Genomic DNA, 18,789 nt, shown 5'->3' on the forward strand with positions numbered 1-18,789 from the left:
AGGAAGTTCGGCAACGGATTCTGTAACGGATGTAACGGATGTCAGGAAGAAGGAAGTTCGGCAACGGATTCTGTAACGGATGTAACGGATGTCAGGAAGGAAGGAAGGAAGGAAGGAAGGAAGGAAGGAAGGAAGGAAGGAAGGAAGGAAGGAAGGAAGGAAGGAAGGAAGAAGAAGAAACTACGCCCAATTCCCAATTCCCCATTCCCAATTCCCCATTCCCAATAACTAAGGACTAATCACTACTGACTCATTCACCTTTTTGGGTTTCCCAAAATAAGCTTGAAACACCTCTTTCGCGATCGGGGCTGCGGCAACAGAACCATAACCGCCATTTTCCACAACCACGGCGATCGCAATTTCTGGCTTTTCAGCAGGCCCGAATGCCACATACAGCGAGTGATCTTCCTGTCCGATGACCTCCGAAGTCCCTGTTTTGCCCGCCGTCAGCGGAATCGAACCGTCATTGAGTCCCTGTCCCGTACCCTCGGCAACCACCGCGATCAATCCTTCCTTAACCACCTGAACTGTTGAAGGTTTCATCCCCGTATGTACCCGTTGAGTCTCCGCTGTGCCAGTCATAGAAGTCAAAAGATGAGGCTTCACCCGATAACCCCCATTAGCGATCGAACTCACCATCACCGCCGCCTCCAAAGGAGTCACCAACACCAACCCCTGACCGATCGACATTGTTACCGTATCGCCCGCATACCAAGGTTCTTTATAAATTTTCTCCTTCTCCTCCGGCGTCGGGATTTGACCGTGACTGCCGCCGCTTAGCCCCAAAAGATTCAAATCCGTATCCTTGCCAATTCCCAAGCGGTGTCCCCATTTAGAAATTGGCTCTGGCCCCGTACTAATCCCCACTTGATAAAAAAACGTATTGCTGCTGAAAGCCAAAGCATCCCGAAAGCCGATGTCGCCGTAACCGCCGCTGTGTTCGTTAAAATCAATTCCCCCCACAGTAATGTAAGACGAAGTACCGAGAATTGAGTCCGGCGAAAATTTGCCCGACTCCAGGCCCGCGACGGAAGTCACAATTTTAAACGTGCTGCCGGGGGGATAGCCTTGCATAGCCCGATTCAAAAATGGATTTTGCGGATCTTGAAGAGTTTCCCACTCATCCTTAGTGATTTTTCGCGTAAACAGATTGGGATCAAAAGTCGGGTGACTGGCCATAACTAATACCGCCCCGGTTTTGACATCCAGCGCCACTACTGCTCCCCGGCGCTGCCCCAGGGCTTTTTCGGCTGCTTTTTGCATGGACAAGTCTATGGTTAGCTGCACCGCCTCACCGGGTTTGGGCGGTGTATCTCCCATCAGTCGCAATTCTTGATTTTGGGCATTTACCTCGATCAGCCGATCGCCCCAAACTCCCGCAATCTTCTGGTTAGAACTCGCTTCTATGCCCATCTGACCCACAATCATCCCCATAGGATATTCGGGATGATCTTCCAAGTCTGCAGCAGTAGCTTCGCCAATATATCCGAGAACATGAGCCGCCAAACTGCTTTCAGGATAATAGCGGTTCGCTTCGGGCCGCACTTCCACTCCCCGCATTTGTCCCACCTGTTCTGCTAGTGGCACAAACACCTCTGGCGGCATTGCTTGCTTGAGCCGCACCGGTCTATAGGATAGAGGATCGACCTCTTTTAATTTTTTTAAAATTTCTTGTGCCGGGATTTTAACCAGCGGGCTCAACTTTTCTGCTGTCGCTTTCCACTCTTCCGGCGTTTGTTCTTTCGGCCACAAATATACTGATCGAGCTAAATTGTTTGCCGCTAGCAAGTTGCCTTTGCGATCGATAATATGTCCGCGATTTGCCGGCATGGGTACTAGGCGAACGCGATTGTTTTCGGCTCGTTCCCGGTTTTGCTTTCCTTGTATCAGTTGTAATTCCACCAGCCGACTAGCGTGCAGGCCCAGCAAACCTGTTGCCACCAGCATTAACACGATCGCCCGGTGTATCGGACGCTCCTGTTTCTTAGGAGTTTCCGCCAGGGTTTTGTCAGGAGAGTGAAATGCTGAGATCGAATAAACTTGTCGTTGCATCATTCTATAGGTAGATGTCAAATCCTAGATTTTAGATTCTTGAATTGTCAATTGTGAAGTATACATCATCCAACCGGGGGCGATCGGGCCTTGACTCTTGGGGGAAGCAGAAGGATTGATCGTTAACTTTTGACTAATCATTAATAACTCATGACTGCTCACTAATCCCCCAAGCACCAAGAAATAGCCAGAAAAATCAAGGTCAGGCTCAGCCAATTAGGGAGGTGGAGCCAGCCCGATAGACCTATAGGTAACAATACCAAAGCCTGTGTCAATAGGGAACCGAGCGCCAACAGCAAGGCTAGGAGTATCAAATTTATCATCTTGACACCGTACAATTTCGGATATGAGTCGATCGCCTGTGGCAGAAATCCGAGTGGCACAAGCGAGCGCGATCGTACAGGGATTGTCCTGATAGACATAAGGAAGAGAAGCCAGGAAGTTTTGAACTAATTTAAAAAAAATTATTCTTCCTCCAGAGTTAGGATGATAGGGGCTGCGATGGGTAAATTCTGAGTTGTGATTTTAAGTTGTGACCGAGGAGTATTGCCATGTTGTTTAATCAGCGACCCAATTTCAAAAACGGTGCGCTCTTGGCTGCGATCGCCGCGATCGCCGCCCTACCAGTTTTAGCAGAAACAGCCAATTTCGGCACTTTAACTTTATCGCGAGGTTTTGCAGCCCCAACAGCAGTTTTGAGAGGTTCCACAGGCGGATCGTACTCTCTATCTGTCATAGCCAACGCCGATCGCCACAAAAACAAATGTTTGGGTTTTGCCACCCCAACTCCCGACCACATCATAGTCTTGCAACAAAACTTTTCAAAACTCACACTCCAAATCAACAGCGGAGGCAAGGACACAACCTTACTCGTACAAGGCCCCGGTAATGCGGTGCGCTGCGGAGACGATATAGGTCAGAATAAAGATGCTGGCATACTTGATTCAGACTGGCAAGCAGGCTCTTACAGGATTTGGGTAGGTACTGTCGAACCCGGAGTCAAGTCTAACTATACAATCTCAGTACAGGAATAAAACGCAGCGGCGCTGTTGGATGGAGACAATAAAATATCATCAAATTCTCCCCCAATCTCCCACTCTCCCACTCCCCCACTCTCCCCCTCTCCCAATCTCCCGATCGACCGCCCACTTCCTCCATCCAGTAAAATGTAAAATCGAAAGTGGCGTGTTTAACCAAAATAGGTAACTCCGAAAGTGCTAAAGACTCTTAGAGCTGACTTCAGTATAATTTTCGATCGCGACCCTGCCGCTCGCAACTGGCTGGAAGTATTGTTTTGCTACCCCGGTCTTCAGGCCCTAGTGTTGCACCGCCTCGCACACTGGCTTTATGTGTTGGGACTTCCCTTCATCCCCCGCTTGATTTCCCACATTGCTCGTTTTTTGACCGGAATTGAAATCCACCCAGGGGCAACCATCGGCAAAAGCGTATTCATCGACCACGGTATGGGGGTTGTGATCGGCGAAACAGCGATTATCGGCGATTTTGCCCTAATTTACCAAGGTGTCACCCTGGGCGGTACTGGCAAACAAAGTGGCAAGCGTCACCCTACCGTCGGCGAAAACGTAGTTGTAGGTGCTGGCGCCAAGGTACTCGGCAATCTGCAAATTGGCAACAACGTTCGCATCGGCGCCGGTTCGGTCGTGCTCCGCGACGTACCATCTGACTGTACGGTTGTAGGGATTCCCGGCCGCATCGTCTATCGATCGGGAGTGCGCGTCAATCCTTTAGAACACGGCAGTTTGCCGGATTCGGAAGCTGTGGTAATTCGCTCTTTGCTCGATCGTATCGAATCCCTCGAACAGCAAGTAAAAAGTTTGCTTCCTCAAGAATCTGTCTCCTTAACTTCTGATCCCAATTCCCACAATTTCCACTCAGTATCAGAAGCTTTAAACCAAGCCAGCAATGTAGCCCTAGCCGAAAAAACACAGCTAGTTACAACCCCTAGCTGCAAGTTAAAAGATAAAGCAATTCAAGAATTTTTAGACGGCAGCGGCATCTAAAAATAGTTTTGAGTGTTGAGTTTTTCATTGGGAATTTTTCAACTTAAAACTTTCCTACTCACAACAGTCAACAGTCAACAGTTAACAGTCAACTGACTTCACGGATTAACCGATCGCACAGACCAAATTCCCTCCCCGTCGCGCCGATAAAGCGATCGGTTTTGCGGTTCCCCCCGCAACTCCAACAAATCCACCGTTTCCGGTTCCAACAACAGCAAGCAAAAATTAGGCAGCGGCTCGATCGCATTTGGGGAAGCAGAATCAAAAGCGCTAGCCTCGGCTTTGTCATCCCCCGGCTGCGGCCAAGCAAACTGCGCTCTAGCCGCCTCAGAAAGCTCCTGCCAAGTTGTGCACCGCGATGAGAACAACTCTGCCTCTGGATAATCGGCCCCTACCAAAACGAGCTTTCCAGCAATCCGAAATTGTTCACGAGTTTTCGGGAAATACCAGCAAATTTCCCCCCAAGGATAGAGGTTAATTTCCTCTGCCTTTTGACTGCGAATATCTGTAATAAACTTTAAGTGATTAGTATCTGCTAAAAAGCCTCGAAACACCACAGTGCGGTTAGCCGGTCGCCCGGTAGCCCGAACCGTTGCTAGTTGCAAGTAGCGGGAAAAAGCAAGACTGCGATTGCGGTGGAGCGCGCGAGCTAAGGGCGATCGCCAAAGTGCTAAAGACATAATTAATAACCTATCATATTAGTCATTAGTCATTAGCCATTAGGAATTGGGCATTGGGTATTGGACATTGTTAACCGTTGACTGTTAACTGTTAACCGTTAACTAATGACTAATGACTAATGACTACTGACTAATGACTAATGACTCTTCTTTCTGCTATTGGTAATTCTATGTCAAATTCACTCTCAAAACTCAAAACTATTGAAACTCCCCACAGTGGCTACCACTGGGACGGCAGTTCCCGCCGCTTTTTTGAAGGCTGGTACTACAGAATAACATTACCGATTCACGGACAATCCTTTGCATTCATGTATTCCATCGAAGATCCCAGAGGCGGTCAACCTTACAGTGGCGGTGCAGCTCAGATTCTCGGCCCGAAAGATAGCTATTTGTGTCGCACTTTTCCCAATGTAAATAAGTTTTGGGCGGATCGAGAAAGCTTAGGTTTCGGACATTGGGGCAAAACAGATTTACAAATTAAACCCCAATATTTAGAGCCGCAAGTATTCGACAGCCGCGTCGAAGAAGGCTATCAAGCTACTGCTACTTTAAATCAAGGTTATCTGCACGATCCAGGAAGCGGCAGTCACTGTTTTTGGCAGTACGAAATTAAACCAGTTTATGGCTGGGGAAACTCTGAGGAAATCCAGAAATCTACGGCGGGAATGCTATCTTTTCTCCCCGTATTTGAGCCAGGATGGCAAATTTTAATGGCTCACGGTTTAGCCACGGGCTGGATTGATTGGAACGGCCAACTCTACGAATTTAAAGATGCTCCCGCTTACAGCGAAAAAAACTGGGGCGGTGCTTTTCCGCAAAAGTGGTTTTGGATTAATTGCAATTGTTTTCAAGGCGAAAGCGATTTAGCTTTAACTGCTGGCGGTGGCAAGCGGGGCGTGCTGTGGTGGATGGAATCGGTGGCAATGATTTGTCTGCATTACCGAGGCAAATTTTACGAATTTGTGCCTTGGAATTCGCAAGTTAGTTGGACTATTCAACCTTGGGGAAGCTGGAAAATGCAGGCAAGAAACAGCCAATTTGAAGTTGAGTTAATTGGCACTACAAACAGTCCTGGTACTTATGTGCGAACTCCTACAGAAAAAGGCATGGCTTTTTGCTGCCGGGATACGACGCACGGCGAATTGCGCTTGCAACTGCGAGAGTTGTTGGGGGGAAATGTGGAAAAAAATGGCAAGCAGCGTTCTAGAATTATCTTAGAGGCTCAAAGTTCTTTATCGGGTTTGGAAGTTGGGGGCGGGCCTTGGGATGAAGTTTGGCAAACCAAGCAATTTTAGATTTTGGATTCTACAATTATCTCAATTCCGGTTGTATCAGAATCACTCATCTCCCTCTTCTCCTCCTCTGCGTTCTCTGCGCCCTCTGTGGTTAAATCATTCCGATACAACCGGAATTGACAATAATCAACCTTCAACATTCAACAGTAATTAATCTCATGTTCAAATCATTTTGTTCGCTATTAGTGCAATTTAACCACAGCCAGCGGTTCCCACAAACCTTAAAGCTAATTTTGGGACTAATTTTATGTTTGGGCACAATCTTAATACCTGCGACAATTGCCAATGCTGGCGATTTGTCTCGCCAACCTGTCACCGAAATTAATGTTAGCTTGGGTAACGAAGCTGGAGCACTTAAAATTTTCCCCAATCTGCTAGAATTTGAATCTGGAAAACGCTATAAATTAGTGCTGAAAAATCCCAGTCAGGAGAAACATTATTTCACTGCCAAAAATTTTGCAGATGCGAGTTGGACTCAAAAAGTTGAAGCCGGTAAGGTGGAAATTAAAGGAAGTATTCACGAATTGGAACTTAAACCGGGCGCTGTAGCCGACTGGGTGTTCGTGCCGGTGAAATCGGGAAGCTACAACCTTCGCTGTACCGTAGCGGGACATACGGAGGGGGGGGATGATTGGCAAAATTACGATCGCCTCTTAAATCCTAGTTAATACATTAAAAGATTGACTAATTTTTGTGTAATCGGAAAACCAGTCTGACGCTCAAAATGTCTGAACATCGGACTAGGATTTGCTTCTAAAAATACATACTCACCGGTTGGCTTGAGACGCCAATCAATAGCAGTCCAGTCGAGCATAAATGCCTTTAATATTGCTAAACATTGTTGGTGAACTGATTCGGGCAAATCTATCGGAATTAGCTCGGACTCTAAATCTTCCCGAAAGTCCAAAGCTTGACTGCGAATTTCCGCAGAATAAACTGATTCACCAATCACATAACTGCGAATGTTTGTCCCAGGAATATACTCTTGTATTGTGATTGGAGAAATACTCAAAGCCAAGTCCAGCCGATTAGGTTCTAAATGTGCCTCTGTCACCAACTTGGTATGAGCGCCACCATAAACGGGCTTAAAAATTACTTTTTTCTGAGATTGGAAAAATTCCCTAACTTGCTCTGGATTGTTACTGATTAAAGTTGCAGGAATTGTAACTCCTATTTGCTTTGCCAGACTCAGTTGTAGGGGTTTTTCTTTATGAAATTGGTATGCCTGCCAGGAATTAATCCAGCGAGCCGGACAAGCTTGCATTAGCGATCGCACTGTACTCATGGAATCGTTCAATGCAACTTGCTGTTGATTTGCATCTTTTAAAGCTGGAACGCCAACACCGGAAAAATTGCGCCAAAATACACTGTGAATGTCTTGAAAATTCAACTGGCGACCTCCGGGTAGCGTCAAGCACCCTACCAGGGTATCAGGTTGCCAAGACAGACGTAACTGTCTTGGAAACAGATAGGTATCTAAGTAATCTACTTCTGCACCGGCTTGGGTTAGAGCATCTTTTATATGAGCAGCATGAGCATCTGAATCATTACCCAGAATTAAAATGTTCATGGGAAATTGTAAAATTAATAATGTGCTAAAATCAATGAAAAATATGAAAAGTCGCATCACTTGTTTTGAGAGTGTTGCAACTTTTTATATATTGAAAAAAAACTGAAAAAAAACACTCGAATGAGGCTGAATCTTTGAAAGTCTTATTACAGAAACAAGCGGAATAGTTCAGGAATTAGGCAAAATCTCTACCATTGTCGGCACGAATGAGATTACCAATAAATAGGGCCTCCACCGCCTTCAAACCAAGCTTTCGTGTAATATCCTCCACCCTCTTCACCTACAGCCATAGTGGTCATCGGAGGGTCAATGGGAATAGGCTTGGGAGGAAATCCTCCTCCTCCTTCACTTCCCGGACAGGGAGCTGAGATACACTGTATCTCACCACCACCTTCTTCACCTATAGCTAGAGTGGTAGCCATTAGTCCACCTCCGATGTGGGCGGCCTGTTCATCAGTTAACGTCTCTTCAAAATCCAAATCAATTGCTTCCAGATCAGCAATATCTAGATCAAAAGGATGATTCATAAAATTCTCCTACTTGAGTAAAAGATTAGGTGTATTGACACATAATCTAAATCAAGAGGATGAAGTGATGTTGCCATTTTGGCAAATTTGAAAGTAAGTATTGTAAATGTTAATTAAAAAATGTTAAGTAGATTCTAGCGGAGCCATTGTCAGTCCAGCACGGCTTAATTGCATATGATAAAGTTCTGCTTGCTCTTGCGGCCCAACCCAGACGGTGGCCTGGCCTTCGTTGTGGATTTGGTCGGCTAGTTTCCAAGCTTGATCGCTCGTCATCCCTGGAATGTATTTTGTCAAACATTCCACAACGTGCTGAAATGTGTTGAAATCGTCGTTGAGGACTATTACCCGATAGTTAGGATAAGGCTTGCGGGTAACTTGACTCGATCGAACGGGTGCTATGGTTGGTGAAGAGGTCATCGCGCGAACAGCCACTAAAACTACAAAATTCTTAAAAAAGTAACTTTTTCAACTCTATCACAATTTCTGAACTTTTAAACCGCCTATTGCAAATAGATCGACTTGGGCGATTTTTGAGGACGATTTTTAGATTTGAGATTTGAGGACAAAGAAACCGGGTTTTCAGGAAATTGAGGGTTTCTACCCACGATTTTGGTTGAAAAACCCGGTTTCTGGCTACTCGTTAGATGCAGTACAGCTTATCCAACTACAGTTATAGTCATTTCAAATAAATGTGAGACAGAGGTAAGATCATGATAAAATCGATAAAAAGAGTTAATTATAAAAAAATGGCTTACAGTCTAGACCTAAGACAAAAAGTAGTCGATCATGTGGAAAATGGAGGGAGTACAACGAAAGCTGCCGCCATATTTAAGGTAGGAAGAGCAACAATTTATAGATGCAACTGGTAGGGAAGACCTTCGACCAACTCAGGTCAACCACCGTCAACGAAAGCTAGATTGGGAAGCACTCAAAAAAGATGTTGAAAAAAATCCTGAAGCAAGATTAGTAGAAAGAGCAAAAACTTTCAGGCGTCAGACCGAGTGCCATCTGCTATGCCTTAAAAAAACTGAAAATTACCAAAAAAAAAGAACTTCGCTATAAAGAAAGAAATCGAGAAGAAAGAATGAAATATTACAGAAATCTGAGAGAATTAATTAAAGTTTATGGCAGCAAAAGTCTTGTATTCATTGATGAGTCAGGATTTAAAGAATTTGAAGGTTCTGTTTGTGCCTGGGCCAAAAGAGGAAAGAAAGTCTATGGCGAAAGACCAGGAAAACGGGGGAAAAGAGAAAATTTAGTAGCAGCAAGAAGAAAAGGAAAGAAGGACTTAATTGCACCAATGCTGTTTATGGGTAGTTTGAATGCAGAAGGATTTGAAGGATGGTTATCTTTGTATTTGTTACCAGATTTAACAAGTCCATCTATATTAATTATGGATCATGGGTAGTGCTTTTATGTAAAGGATGGAGGATAATACCTCTATGTCCAGTCTTTTGAGGAGTCTCATCATGAAACCCTATCTGATTTGTCCCACTTGTGGTTCTGACGATGTAATGAAAAATGGGATGACTCGTCGGGGCAAACAAAACCACAAATGTCGCGACTGTGGTCGGCAATTTGTCGAAAATCCTCAGTGGACAGCCAAAGACACCGACACTTTGGCAAAAATTGAGTTACTTCTGCTGGAGCGGATTTCCCTCGCTGGTATTGCCCGAGTCATGGGCGTTTCTGAGAGCTGGCTCCTTGCATTATGTGAACCACTTGTACGGTGCAATAGAACTCAAAGCCACGGTCATCCCGAAAGAAGTTGGAAAACACACAGTCCAAATGGATGAACTCTGGTATGAAAGTAGATGACAAAGGGAATAAACAATGGGTCTGGTTAGCAATGGATACCAAGACTCGGGAAGTGATCGGATGTCATATTGGAGACCGCTCCTCGAAGTCGGCTCAAGCATTATGGGATTCACTACGCTTGTGTCGATCGCCAATGTGCCAAGATTTATACCGATCACTCTTGATGCCTATGCCGTAGTTTTACCAAGTAAAAGGCATAAGTCTGTCGGCAAGGAAAGTGGATTAACCAGTTACATTGAACGATTGAACAATACTCTCAGGCAACGAATTTCGCGATTAGTCAGGAAGACGTTATCGTTTTCTAAAAAGTTGGAGAATCACTCATAGTGCTATTTGGAACTTCATTCATGACTACAATCACCAAATCCGATTAGGAATGCTGAAAGTTCAACCGCCTCAAATTTCTCCATCCTTTACATAAAAGCACTACCTGGATCATGCACCCATTCATCGTAAGACAGTCATTAGACTATTGGTTGAGGAGGCGGGTCATCAGATAATATTTTTACCAAAATACTCTCCTGACTTAAATGATATTGAGCATGATTTTAGTGCATTAAAGAGAGCTAAAATGTATGCGTCTCCTGGCACATCTCTTGATGAAGTTATTCGTGCTTATTGTGCAGAAAGAGTGTCTCATACTTATTTGAAATGACTATAACTCTCGATCGACTCCAGAAGTGTTGGTGTCAGAGTAGGCTTGCAGCAGAAGTTGCTTTAAATCTTCAATCAGCGGATAGCGGGGGTTAGCCCCGGTGCATTGATCGTCAAAAGCGCGATCGGCCATTTCCTCAACACGAGCAAAAAAGAAATCATCGCTGATTCCCTGACTGGCGATCGCCTCCTGAATCGTGCTAGGAATATCTACCTGACGCTTCAAATCTTCCACCGCTGCGATCAACTTCTCAACTTTCTCCTCTTCCGTCTCGCCGCCCAAATTCAGATAATCCGCAATTCGCGCATAACGCCACTTGCTGTTAGGATACTTATTCTGAGAAAAAATCGCTTGCTTGAAAGGAACATCCGTGGCATTGTAGCGAATTACATGGGAAATCATCAGCGCGTTGGCTAAACCGTGAGGAACATGGCAAGTTGCACCTAATTGGTGAGCCATTGAGTGACAAACCCCCAGAAAAGCGTTGGCAAATGCCATTCCGGCGATCGTAGCAGCATAATGTACTTTTTCCCGTGCTTTCGGATCGTTAGCACCATTTTTGTAAGCGCTAGGCAGATATTTAAACAGCAAACAAATCGCTTCTAAAGCCAAACCATTTGTATACTCAAAAGCCAACACAGAAACATAAGCTTCTAAAGCGTGAGTCAGCGCATCAATGCCGCCGTAAGCAGTCAGTTTCTTCGGCATATTCAGCGTAATTTCTGGATCGACGATCGCCACACTCGGAGTCAGAGCATAATCAGCCAGCGGATACTTAATCCCCGATTTCTCATCCGTAACAACCGCAAAAGGTGTAACTTCCGAACCCGTTCCCGAAGTAGTCGGAATTGCCACCATAATTGCCTTTGAACCCAAAGGCGGCAGTTCGTATACACGCTTGCGAATATCCATAAACCGCATCGCCAATCCTTCAAACTCAATTTCTGGATGCTCGTACATCAGCCACATTACCTTAGCAGCATCCATCGGCGAGCCGCCACCAAAGGCAATAATTACATCTGGATGGAAACTATTGCAGATTTCTAAACCTTTGCGAACAGTAACCAGCGAAGGATCGGGTTCCACATCGTAAAATGTATAGTGAGCGATGCCGATTTCTTCCAAACTATCTGTAACTTCCTTAATCAATCCCAATTCAAACAAAGGTTTATCCGTCACGATCAAAGCACGTTTCTTACCGGCAATATCTCTCAAAGCTACAGGAATGCAGCCAGACTTAACATAAATCTTGGGAGGAATCCGGAACCAGAGCATATTTTCGCGCCGCTCTGCTACAGTTTTGATATTGAGCAGGTGATGGGGTGTCACGTTGACAGAAATCGAATTAAGTAGTTAATCAAAATTAATTACATAATTATCTCCAAATTCTTTAAGAATTATTTCGACAGATGAAACAAGAGATTGCCAGCTAGAGTAGGCATCTATTTCGAGCCATTCATATTTAATAAACCGCCACAAAATCTCAATTAAATTCAATTCAGGTGAATAAGTTGGCAATTCAAATATAGTTAAACCGCGTTTTTTCCATTCTTCAATTTTATCTAAAATGGCATTGCTAGTATGAATAGAAGCTTGATCTACCACAATAAATGTTGGCCGCTCTACTACAGCAAAGAAAGTATCTATACAGGCTATGATGACATCAGAATTAATGGTCTGCTCTGAAACGTAAGCATGCATGAAGAATGTTTTGCCGATTCATGATTCCCAAGACATTTAAACGCTTAGTTCTACGACTATCAATTGACAAATATTCACCAATCTCTGGCAATCCATAAGGGACACAAGGGATGCCAGAAAAACCGGATTCATCTAAATAGTATAAATCAATTTTTCCCTCATCTTCTAGTTGTTTTAATTCTGACAATTTTTGTTTTTTTTCCTTGTATTCTATGGGGTCTGGCTTTCCCCCAACACCTCGACGCATCCTATGCCAACTCATGTTTTTTTTTAATTATTCTCTTAATCGTTTCCGTACTTATATTGATAGACCCTTCTTTTTTGATTTTTTGTACTACTTGCTTTAATTGTTTTGGTGGCAATTTTACCCAGTCTTTAATTTGAGCAGATTCTGCCGAATTAAATATTTTTTTTCTACCTCTACCTGGTTTATTGTATAATCCGAGCATTCCCTGATGTTCCCATCGATTCAACCAGTTATACATGGTCTTATAACTAATTTTAAAAATTTTCATCAGTTTTTCATTTTTGAAATTTTGTGAAACCAAAATTAAAAACTGTGCTCTTTGGCGCACTTGATGATGTCTGCTTTCGCGATAAATTCGGTTTAGCAATTTCAACGAAAGTGGATTGATATCTCGAAGTAAAAACATATAAAACATCTTTGAATACAACTCTATATTTTTAGTATATCATATTAGTTGCTTTGTGTAATTAATTTTATTGAACTACTTATCGCCCCAGCTACCGCAACCGAGGTTGACAGCCATCACCACCCGATCGATATTTTGGGCGATGCTATTGGCGATCGCAAAGACCCGGAAACCTTAGAACACCGGATTTTGGGAGTAGCACGTCTCAGCAAACTCCACGGCACAAACGAAGCCGAATTTGCGCTCATCGTCAGCGATAGCTATCAGCAGCGCGGTTTGGGAACAGAATAGACCTCTTGCAAAAATCCTTTTCATCAGTTAATGGGACGGGATCTCCGGCCCATCCCACAAGAAAAAATCACTCTTGTGGGATGGGCCGGAGATCCCGTCCTAATTATTTTTGCAAGAGGTCTAATTATTAAGGCGGATGCTGCAAATTGGTCGCGAAGAGAAATTAAATGCGATCGTCGGCTACATTCTCACTAGCAACTACAAGATGCAGAGCCTCTGTGAAAAACTAGGATTTTAACTGAAACCAGAGCAAGGCGAAGAAATGTTGAAAGCTGTTTTTATCTACTAACAGCAAGTTTTGTTAAATAATTCTCATTCATCACAACTAAAGTCCTCACTACAAACCTATAAAGTTTGTAGTGAGGACTTTAGTCCTCAAACTCAGATGCTACTAAGCCGCAGCCAAATTTGCTGCTGCGAAATCCCAGTTAGCCAAATTATCCAAGAAATTAGTAATGTAGTCGGGACGGCGGTTTTGGAAATCCAAATAATAAGCGTGTTCCCACACATCCAAAGTCAATAACGGAGTTTGCCCGTGTGCAACCGGGGTGTCAGCGTTGGCAGTTTTGGTAACTTTCAAAGTGCCGTTGTCCACAACCAGCCAAGCCCAGCCACTACCGAACTGAGTTGTCGCAGCAGTCTTGAATTCTTCTTTGAATTTGTCGAAGCTGCCGAAGTCGGCATTGATTTTGTCAGCTAAAGCTCCTGTCGGAGTGCCGCCGCCGCCCGGTTTGAGGGAATTCCAAAAGAAATTGTGGTTCCAAACTTGACCTGCATTGTTAAAAATGCCTGCTTTGGATGGGTCTTTAGCAGATTCCTTGACAATTTCTTCAAGGGATTTGCTCGCCATTTCAGTCCCTTCAATCAGTTTATTCAGATTGGTGACGTAAGCAGCGTGGTGCTTGTCGTGGTGGAAGGAAAACGTGTTGGCCGACATATGAGCTGGCTCTAGGGCGTCAGCGGCAAAGGGTAATGGTGCGAGTTCAAATGCCATTGTGTTCAATCCTCTCTGGATTACTTTGGGTTTTTCGGCTGACTTTCTGGCTTTTGTATGATTAAAGCCGAGAGTCACTAGCTTGAGTTTATCAAGCTGTGGTAAATAATTCTTTACAATTTTCCTATTTTATAGCAGTTGCAGCATTTTAGCATTCCGACTTCTATTTTTTAGATATCAAAGCTACTTATTGCCGGATTCAATTAGCATAAAGCATCACTAAATGTCAAGCCACCTGGGAGACAAATAAAAGTGTGTGTGAAATTGTCAAACGCTCGAAATTTTATGAGACTGATAAATAGATTAAACCTGTAAATTGTCAAAGATTAACCTAAGTTCAATTAAGCTGTAAGAAAGTCAAATAAATTGCAGGAGCTGTCAATGGAAAAGCGTTTAAACAACTCGTCCAGTAACCCCGCTCAATGGTTGAATCTGCAATTAATCGTCACCGCTCTGGAAACAGTCCAAGACTTAATTGTAATTTCCCTATGTATTGGTTTGTTTTGTTTCATGGTAATCGAACTGCGAGAAATGTTCTTCTCGCTGCTACCTCCTTTGAATTTCCAGGAAGTCACTGCAGACATTCTATTTTTATTAGTTTTAGTGGAATTATTTCGGTTGCTAATTATTTACTTGCAAGAACAAAGAGTTTCGATAGGCGTAGCTGTGGAAGTTTGTATTGTATCAGTTTTGCGAGAAGTGATAGTGCGGGGAGTGCTAGAAACTCCCTGGGTTCAAATATTATCAACTGGCGCATTTTTGCTGGTTTTGGGAGTGTTGTTGGTAGTCCGAGTTTGGTTGCCACCAACCTTCGAGGGAATTGACCCGGAACGCCGCCTTACTAACAGAAATAGAAAAATTTCCGATCCGGAATCTTCTTCCGATTCTGTTGCAGTCAATAGCCAGTTTAAGTCTCACTGAGTATGGGGCGCGATTTTAGATTTTAGATTTACTATGATATTGCTTGTCACGTTACCAGCCATCATTTCCCGTAAAACTGAGATGTTGCACCATTGTCAAGAACGGGCAAGATGCCCGTTCCACAAAGAGTAGATTTTCTTGTGGGGTGGGCATCCTGCCCGCCCAAAAGATGATTATTGAGAATGGTGCAAGATGTGAGGTCAAATCAACCTGATAACGTTTGTAGTGAGGACTAAAATCCTCTGAAAATACCGAGGAATGTAGTCCTCACTACACATACAAGCTTGATCAGCCATTGCCAGTTACTCAAATCTAAAATCTAAAATCTAAAATCTAAAATGGTATTACCCGTTAGCCTGTAATTCCCCCAAACGAGCCAACACTTCTTTGGAGTGAATCGCCGGATTAATCTTCACAAAAGTTTCGCGCAAAATTCCTTCATTGTCAATAATAAAACTGTGTCGCGCCGAGATAAAACTCATCCAAGAACCGTAAGCTTTACTCACTTTACCATCCGTATCAGCTAACAGCGGAAACTTCAAACCTTCGGAATCGCAAAATTCCGCATGGGAATCGACATCATCAGCGCTAATGCCGATAATTTGAGTATTCTTTGCCAAGTATTTCGGCAAGTCTTGCTGAAATCTCCGCGCTTCGATGGTACAACCTGATGTAAAGTCTTTCGGATAAAAATAGACTACCAGCCACTTACCGCGATAATCAGACAGGGACACTTGTCCGTCGCCGCTGTTTGTCGGCAAACTAAAATCCGGTGCGGCTTGATTCACCGTCGGAAGCTTGCCACCGAGGGCAAATGCAGGTGTGGCAAAATTGAAACTTAGAAAAACTAGACAAATTGCCAATAAAGTGCTAAAAAACTTGCGACGGGACATCATAAATTTAGAAGTAGAACTGTACTTAAGACAAGTTTACAGTTTTCTGATTAAATGGGTAGGGGCAATTCGCGGATTGCTTCTAAAACCCAAAGATCACTCACTCAAATAGCAATTTACCCATGAGCGCTGCACTCCCGTTAACAGGCAAAGCTATAGTAGTCCAGGTAATTAACGGTCAACCCGTTACGATCGAAGTAGACGGCACTAATGCCCCGATTACTGGGGGAAATTTTGTTGACTTAGTTGAACGCGGCATTTACGACGGGGTGATGTTTCACCGAGTTGTGCGCCAGCCAGAGCCTTTTGTGGTGCAAGGAGGCGATCCGCGCAGCAGAGATACGACAATTCCAGCAAGTCAATTGGGAACGGGTAATTTTATTGACCCGGATACTAATCAGGGGCGTTTTATTCCTTTGGAAATTAAGCCGCAAGGCGCCGCGCAACCTGTTTACAACCAAGTTGTAACCCAGACGCCGCAGTTGCAACACACTCGCGGGGCTGTGGCAATGGCTCGTTCTAATGCTTTGAATTCGGCTTCTTCGCAGTTTTATTTTGCTTTGGATGATTTGCCATTTTTGGATGGTAATTATGCTGTTTTTGGCAACGTTATTCAAGGTTTTGAAACGGTTAATGCCGTGCAGCAGGGCGATCGCATTTCTACCGCAAAAGTCGTTCAAGGAATCGTCCCCAGTAGGGTTTCTAGCATCATTACCGATGTTAATCTCCTCAACGATTTAATTAATAGTACCAATTTCGTAAATCTATCTTTGCGATCGCTCAGATTGCCTGATGCCCCGAACAACTATCAAGTCACTCCCCAAGACTCTCAGCAAAATCCCAGCGGTGTAGTGGGAGGTAGCGGCAACGATCGCATAACTGGTTCACCGACGGATGATGCAATTAATGGCAGCCAAGGCAACGATACCATCAGTGGCGAAGCGGGTGACGACTTTTTGCGAGGTGGTAAAGGTAACGACTTAATTACGGGTGGTGTTGGTAACGATATTTTGATTGGAAATCTCGGCGACGATAATCTCGATGGCGGTGCTGGTAACGACTTTTTGCGAGGCGGCAAAGGAAATGATGTTTTAACAGGTGGTGATGGCAATGATGTTTTAGTTAACGATGATGGCAATGACACTTTCACTGGCGGTAGCGGTGCAGACACTTTTGTTGTAAGTACCTCGGACATAACTACGCTGTTGTTGCAGGATGACAACGATATAATTCTTGATTTCAAACCGGAAGAGGGCGATCGCATTGGCATTAGTGCCAGCAATTTATCAAATGTTTCATTCATTGCGTCTGGAAGCAACACTATCATTCCATTGGTAGGTGGTGGAAGGGTTGTGGTTCAAAATGTCCTCCCTGCAGTAGTTCAAAATGCTACTTTTGCAATTACGGCTAGTAATTCTTCCCCGTTTGATGGCTTGATACCAGGAGATCCCATATTGAGAATTGGCTAATTTAGCCACAATTAGCTCTCGGACTTTTTTAAGAAGTCCGGGATCTGAGGAAATTTATTACCATAACTGTTTGACTTTAGCAACTGCATCGTAATGCTCTTCTATTTTACCCTGCTGTTTAAAAAGTTCTGATGCTTTCTGAAAATCCTCAAATCCCCCTTGAACATCTCTCAACTTATATTTAGTTATACCTCGATTGAAATAAGCTTTGCCAAAGTCAGGGTTGATGCGAATAGCTGACTCAAAATCAGCCATTGCTGCCACTAAATCATCTATTTTTAAGTTGATAGTGCCACGTTTGAAGTAAGTTTTAGCTAAATTGGGGTTGAGCAGCAGTGCCGAGTTGTAATCGGCGATGGCCGCAGTATAATCTTTTAAACGAGTCAGCATAAACCCCCGATTGCTGTAATATTTGGCTCGGTAAGGATTGAGTTCGATGGCTGTAGTTAAATCTTCGATCGCCGATTGCTTGTAGCCTAATTTGTAGCGGGCAACACCGCGATCGTTGTAAGCTGACGCGAATTGCGGATTAATGTTAATTGTGGCAGTAAAATTTTTAATAGCGCCGTGCAAGTCTTGTTGTTCGAGATTTTTTAAACCCTGAGTGTAAAACTTTTTGGTACTAACTTTTAAATTTGCCTCTTGTCGGGATTCAGCTTGCTCCCCCGAAAATACGCCGGCAATATTAGTGAATCCCAAAGATTCGATCGAATTGAAAATAGTTGTGACAACTAATTGAGTTGGGAGAAGGGGGATAGTAGGCATGGGAGAAGTGCTGTTTAACTGTATGCTCTTATCTTCCTCCATAGTTGAGCTATTGACAGTGATATCCGTAGTCTCAGGAACGTGATAAGTTTGATGAGATTTGGTGATGCTGGGGCATTGACTTGTGTGATGAAAGTTCGGCTTAGTTAGTGATGACGATCGCAATTAACAAAAATTACCTCTACAACCCTTTAAATATAAGGCTTTCAGTCGAGACTAGCGGTTTCTTGATTCCCATATTGAGCAGTTTATATCAGGATTGTTTGCAGATATGCCCCTGGGGGAGCGATCGCAACTGCCTGCTGCAAGTATTACTTTGTAGCGATATTGCACTGGCAAATCCCGATCGAACTTGCGGTCATCTTATACCAGGTTTTTAGGAAAAATATTAGTTTTGCAGCGAGGCATCTGTGAAGCAACCGGGTTTCTAGCTCAAAGCGCCTCTAAGACTGGCTGAGTTAAGTTTGTGCCTGCACCAACCCTG

15 protein-coding genes and 6 pseudogenes are annotated in these 18,789 nt (G+C 43.9%); 11 read left to right on the top strand and 10 right to left on the bottom strand.

Annotation, left to right across the window (positions count from 1 at the left end):
- Positions 1–228 (top strand): annotated as a pseudogene (locus tag QUA58_RS12050) (hypothetical protein); the annotation flags it as partial.
- On the opposite strand, the gene mrdA reads toward QUA58_RS12050, so the two are convergent.
- A complete protein-coding gene (mrdA, locus tag QUA58_RS12055; protein ID WP_333257136.1) occupies positions 229–2,055 on the bottom strand; it encodes a penicillin-binding protein 2 in 1,827 nt (608 codons plus the stop codon). It lies immediately after the preceding pseudogene.
- Between the two features lie 548 nt (positions 2,056–2,603).
- On the opposite strand from mrdA, the gene QUA58_RS12060 reads away from it, so the two are divergent.
- Both QUA58_RS12060 and cysE read left to right on the top strand, forming a co-directional pair.
- Complete coding sequence (locus QUA58_RS12060) at positions 2,604–3,086, top strand: hypothetical protein (protein ID WP_333257133.1); 483 nt, start codon at positions 2,604–2,606, stop codon at positions 3,084–3,086.
- Between the two features lie 180 nt (positions 3,087–3,266).
- Entirely contained in the window at positions 3,267–4,073 is an 807-nt protein-coding gene (gene cysE / locus QUA58_RS12065; protein ID WP_333394236.1) for a serine O-acetyltransferase, read from the top strand.
- Positions 4,074–4,171: 98 nt separating this feature from the next.
- Here cysE and QUA58_RS12070 read toward each other — a convergent pair whose 3' ends face one another.
- On the bottom strand, positions 4,172–4,753 hold the full coding sequence (locus QUA58_RS12070) for an Npun_F5749 family FMN-dependent PPOX-type flavoprotein (RefSeq protein ID WP_333394238.1): 582 nt from the start codon (positions 4,751–4,753) through the stop codon (positions 4,172–4,174).
- Between the two features lie 170 nt (positions 4,754–4,923).
- Between QUA58_RS12070 and QUA58_RS12075 the strand changes: the two genes are divergently transcribed.
- The gene (locus tag QUA58_RS12075; protein WP_333394241.1) at positions 4,924–6,048 is read left to right on the top strand and encodes a tocopherol cyclase family protein; all 1,125 of its coding nucleotides are present in this window, start codon (positions 4,924–4,926) and stop codon (positions 6,046–6,048) included.
- A 158-nt stretch (positions 6,049–6,206) separates the two neighbouring features.
- Positions 6,207–6,716: a biphenyl 2,3-dioxygenase gene (locus QUA58_RS12080; RefSeq protein WP_333394243.1), complete on the top strand. Its 510-nt coding sequence runs from the start codon at positions 6,207–6,209 to the stop codon at positions 6,714–6,716.
- Here the strand turns inward: QUA58_RS12080 and QUA58_RS12085 are convergent.
- The 3 genes from QUA58_RS12085 to clpS all read right to left on the bottom strand — a co-directional run bounded on the left by QUA58_RS12085 (position 6,713) and on the right by clpS (position 8,562).
- Positions 6,713–7,618 (bottom strand): MvdC/MvdD family ATP grasp protein, encoded by a 906-nt coding sequence (locus QUA58_RS12085; protein ID WP_333257123.1) that lies wholly within the window; start codon positions 7,616–7,618, stop codon positions 6,713–6,715. The two genes, QUA58_RS12080 and QUA58_RS12085, sit on opposite strands and share 4 nt — an antisense overlap.
- A 212-nt stretch (positions 7,619–7,830) precedes the next feature.
- Positions 7,831–8,145, bottom strand: coding sequence for a hypothetical protein (locus tag QUA58_RS12090; RefSeq protein WP_333309999.1), 315 nt, complete (start codon positions 8,143–8,145; stop codon positions 7,831–7,833).
- 123 nt (positions 8,146–8,268) lie between these two features.
- On the bottom strand, positions 8,269–8,562 hold the full coding sequence (gene clpS, locus QUA58_RS12095) for an ATP-dependent Clp protease adapter ClpS (RefSeq protein ID WP_333257118.1): 294 nt from the start codon (positions 8,560–8,562) through the stop codon (positions 8,269–8,271).
- A gap of 329 nt (positions 8,563–8,891) precedes the next feature.
- Here clpS and QUA58_RS12100 point away from each other — a divergent pair.
- From QUA58_RS12100 to QUA58_RS12110, 3 pseudogenes are all read left to right on the top strand, one after another.
- Positions 8,892–9,547, top strand: a pseudogene (locus QUA58_RS12100) (IS630 transposase-related protein); the annotation flags it as partial.
- 67 nt (positions 9,548–9,614) lie between these two features.
- Positions 9,615–10,384, top strand: a pseudogene (locus QUA58_RS12105) (IS1 family transposase).
- Positions 10,385–10,393: 9 nt separating this feature from the next.
- Positions 10,394–10,618 (top strand): annotated as a pseudogene (locus QUA58_RS12110) (transposase); the annotation flags it as partial.
- Here the strand turns inward: QUA58_RS12110 and QUA58_RS12115 are convergent.
- Positions 10,619–11,965: pseudogene (locus QUA58_RS12115) on the bottom strand (iron-containing alcohol dehydrogenase); the annotation flags it as partial.
- Positions 11,966–11,971: 6 nt separating this feature from the next.
- Positions 11,972–12,972: pseudogene (locus QUA58_RS12120) on the bottom strand (IS630 family transposase).
- A gap of 48 nt (positions 12,973–13,020) precedes the next feature.
- Here QUA58_RS12120 and QUA58_RS12125 point away from each other — a divergent pair.
- Positions 13,021–13,263: a hypothetical protein gene (locus QUA58_RS12125; RefSeq protein ID WP_333394245.1), complete on the top strand. Its 243-nt coding sequence runs from the start codon at positions 13,021–13,023 to the stop codon at positions 13,261–13,263.
- Positions 13,264–13,654: 391 nt separating this feature from the next.
- Here QUA58_RS12125 and QUA58_RS12130 read toward each other — a convergent pair whose 3' ends face one another.
- Positions 13,655–14,257 carry a superoxide dismutase gene (locus QUA58_RS12130; protein WP_333063623.1) on the bottom strand — a complete coding sequence of 201 codons (603 nt, stop codon included), beginning with the start codon at positions 14,255–14,257 and terminating at the stop codon, positions 13,655–13,657.
- Positions 14,258–14,638: 381 nt separating this feature from the next.
- On the opposite strand from QUA58_RS12130, the gene QUA58_RS12135 reads away from it, so the two are divergent.
- Positions 14,639–15,178: a phosphate-starvation-inducible PsiE family protein gene (locus QUA58_RS12135; protein WP_333254522.1), complete on the top strand. Its 540-nt coding sequence runs from the start codon at positions 14,639–14,641 to the stop codon at positions 15,176–15,178.
- A 344-nt stretch (positions 15,179–15,522) separates the two neighbouring features.
- Here QUA58_RS12135 and QUA58_RS12140 read toward each other — a convergent pair whose 3' ends face one another.
- Positions 15,523–16,074 carry a peroxiredoxin gene (locus tag QUA58_RS12140; RefSeq protein ID WP_333254520.1) on the bottom strand — a complete coding sequence of 184 codons (552 nt, stop codon included), beginning with the start codon at positions 16,072–16,074 and terminating at the stop codon, positions 15,523–15,525.
- 119 nt (positions 16,075–16,193) lie between these two features.
- On the opposite strand from QUA58_RS12140, the gene QUA58_RS12145 reads away from it, so the two are divergent.
- Complete coding sequence (locus QUA58_RS12145; protein WP_333254517.1) at positions 16,194–17,540, top strand: peptidylprolyl isomerase; 1,347 nt, start codon at positions 16,194–16,196, stop codon at positions 17,538–17,540.
- Positions 17,541–17,597: 57 nt separating this feature from the next.
- Here QUA58_RS12145 and QUA58_RS12150 read toward each other — a convergent pair whose 3' ends face one another.
- The gene (locus tag QUA58_RS12150; protein ID WP_333254515.1) at positions 17,598–18,305 is read right to left on the bottom strand and encodes a tetratricopeptide repeat protein; all 708 of its coding nucleotides are present in this window, start codon (positions 18,303–18,305) and stop codon (positions 17,598–17,600) included.
- Positions 18,306–18,789 lie beyond the last annotated feature (484 nt).

It is taken from the genome of Microcoleus sp. N9_A1 (assembly GCF_036701795.1).
Taxonomy (GTDB): domain Bacteria; phylum Cyanobacteriota; class Cyanobacteriia; order Cyanobacteriales; family Microcoleaceae; genus Microcoleus.

Coding starts and splice junctions, on each gene's coding strand:
- QUA58_RS12080 (WP_333394243.1), top strand. CDS start 6,207: ATGTTCAAATCATTTTGTTCGCTATTAGTGCAATTTAACCACAGCCAG.
- clpS (WP_333257118.1), bottom strand. CDS start 8,562: ATGACCTCTTCACCAACCATAGCACCCGTTCGATCGAGTCAAGTTACC.
- QUA58_RS12090 (WP_333309999.1), bottom strand. CDS start 8,145: ATGAATCATCCTTTTGATCTAGATATTGCTGATCTGGAAGCAATTGAT.
- QUA58_RS12075 (WP_333394241.1), top strand. CDS start 4,924: ATGTCAAATTCACTCTCAAAACTCAAAACTATTGAAACTCCCCACAGT.
- QUA58_RS12085 (WP_333257123.1), bottom strand. CDS start 7,618: ATGAACATTTTAATTCTGGGTAATGATTCAGATGCTCATGCTGCTCAT.
- QUA58_RS12145 (WP_333254517.1), top strand. CDS start 16,194: ATGAGCGCTGCACTCCCGTTAACAGGCAAAGCTATAGTAGTCCAGGTA.
- QUA58_RS12060 (WP_333257133.1), top strand. CDS start 2,604: ATGTTGTTTAATCAGCGACCCAATTTCAAAAACGGTGCGCTCTTGGCT.
- QUA58_RS12130 (WP_333063623.1), bottom strand. CDS start 14,257: ATGGCATTTGAACTCGCACCATTACCCTTTGCCGCTGACGCCCTAGAG.
- QUA58_RS12150 (WP_333254515.1), bottom strand. CDS start 18,305: ATGCCTACTATCCCCCTTCTCCCAACTCAATTAGTTGTCACAACTATT.
- QUA58_RS12140 (WP_333254520.1), bottom strand. CDS start 16,074: ATGATGTCCCGTCGCAAGTTTTTTAGCACTTTATTGGCAATTTGTCTA.
- QUA58_RS12070 (WP_333394238.1), bottom strand. CDS start 4,753: ATGTCTTTAGCACTTTGGCGATCGCCCTTAGCTCGCGCGCTCCACCGC.
- QUA58_RS12135 (WP_333254522.1), top strand. CDS start 14,639: ATGGAAAAGCGTTTAAACAACTCGTCCAGTAACCCCGCTCAATGGTTG.
- mrdA (WP_333257136.1), bottom strand. CDS start 2,055: ATGATGCAACGACAAGTTTATTCGATCTCAGCATTTCACTCTCCTGAC.